Raw genomic sequence first — 2,081 nt, 5'->3', positions numbered from 1 at the left:
CCGGCTTGGTAGTACCCTTGAGGGTACCTTTTTGTAGTAAGCATTAAGCTATCAGCTATCAGCTATCAGCTTATGCGCTGCGGGCATTAACTGAATGCTTACGTTGGGCGTTGCTGAATTGAAGTATGAATGCGGGATACTCTGGTTTTGCGCAAGCCCCCTAAATCCCCCAAATTTGGGGGACTTTGAGAGAGAGTTTTGTTCCCCCCAGAATTGGGGGGCTAGGGGGGCGAAACCATAACCATAATCAACAACGCCTTTTTTCTAATTGATTGAGCCTGCGCTCATATTGCTGGAGCTTCTGCTCAAGGTCTTTGACAACTTCAACCAAGTACATGCTGATTTTGCGGTAATTGATCGCCCCAGGGGAGCCGTCTTCATCGTAGTAAACGAGTTGATTTAAACCTAGTTCATGAAATTCTTCAGCAATGTATCCAATTTCCCAGTGTTCTGCATCCCCAGGTCGTGTATAGGTTTTTGGTGCTACTTGCAAAATCTTGGTGAAATCGTCTTCTAGAGATGCGATGTTTTCCTTGCTTTTTCGGGAGGAGTTATCTTGATAAAAGAGCTTGCTGGAACTATCCCACTGCATATTACGGCGATCGCCAAAAGGAATATTATTGACTAACAATCTTCCTCTGATACGGACATCGCCATTGCGAAAGAACATTATGCCTTTGCTCCAATCCCAACCCCCCGCAGAGTTATCAGAAGTTATATGGAGAAAATCCCCATTACCATTAGTTCTTGAATGAAAAATAAACTTCTGGTTATTCACATCTTTGCCAAGAACTAAGTCACCGACAATATGCTGTGTGCTCTTGGGGGTGTTTGTTCCAATACCAACCTTACCACCTGTTATGGCCAGAGCGTTACCTTCCTCAAGTCTTAGATCTACATATTTTCCAGGAGAGCCCCATCCCAGGTAGAAACCTCGCTGATTGTTTTTTCTTCTGACTTCAAAGTAGCCATAGCGATTATCAGTGGTGGATTGCGCTCTGTGCCAGTAGTTGTTGGAAGCAATTGCTGCCTGACCGCCAACATAGAGATTACCCCGAACATCCAATTTCGCTCCCGATGCGGGACTAGTTGTACCGATGCCCACATTTCCATTTCCTTTAATGACTAGCGCGGTTTCTACAACTCCATCGTTACCCGTATTAACAAAAGCAATGCCTCCATCAGGGTTAGGGTTATTACCATCGGTTTTTTCAATCACTAAAGCATCTTGATTACTCCCAAAGAAATTGTTGTCGTACCTGAGTCGAAAACCATCTCCAGTAGGTGTACCGGATTCATTGGTACTATAAAAAATCTGAGTTCCAGTAGTTGCTAATTTTAAAGCACCTGCCACTTCTAATTTGGCGCTAGGATTTGATGTGCCAATCCCTACATTGCCATTGTTGTAGTAAATACTGCCACTGCTACCATCAGACCACTTTCCAGGATTAATACCTGTTAAAGCGGAGCCATCCCCCTCAAACCGATTTGCCTGAATAGTTCCAGTGGCATTTAGTTCACTAGTAGCGATCGCATCCCTAACACTGAGACTGCCATCCACAGTCAACGACCCAGTGGTATGCAAGGCAGAATTAACTTCCAAAGCTCCGGAGGAATGTCCGGAACTTACCACCCCTGCGATGGTAATGACATCACTATCTTCATCTCCCAAGGAGACATTGCCAGCAATATGCTCCGTATCACGGGCAATCACATCCCCTTGTACTTCCAAATTCCCCGATACCTGTAGATTACCCCCTACTGTCAAATTCTGGGCGTTAAAATTTTGCTCAGCAGCACCGTTGATAGCAGCTTTGGTATCAACGGCATTATTAACCTGGGTAATTTGATTATCCACATAGGTTTTAACGGCTTGTTCGGTGGGGACAGCTAAATTACTGTTATTAGCCAAGTTTCCATCGCTAGAAAATGCGTTGATGGATAATGTTCCGAGTTGGAAATTACCACCGACACTAAGGTTGTCATTAATAGTGAGGGAGCCGTCAATAGTTGAGTTTCCGGTAGTGGTGACTAAGCCGGTTAAACGAGAACCATCCCCAACAAATTGGGCGGCAGTAGCA

Annotated in this window: 1 protein-coding gene; it reads right to left on the bottom strand. The window is 44.8% G+C overall.

The features are described from left to right. Positions 1–247 precede the first annotated feature (247 nt). Positions 248–2,081, bottom strand: a 1,834-nt coding sequence (locus F6K38_RS34340) for a tail fiber domain-containing protein (RefSeq protein ID WP_287359580.1), incomplete at its 5' end; no start/stop codon positions are given.

The sequence above is a fragment of the Moorena sp. SIO3B2 genome (genome assembly GCF_010692525.1).
GTDB lineage: Bacteria > Cyanobacteriota > Cyanobacteriia > Cyanobacteriales > Coleofasciculaceae > Moorena > Moorena producens.
The sequence above is the reverse complement of the archived record's forward strand: the minus strand, read 5'-3'. Positions and strand labels throughout refer to the sequence as shown.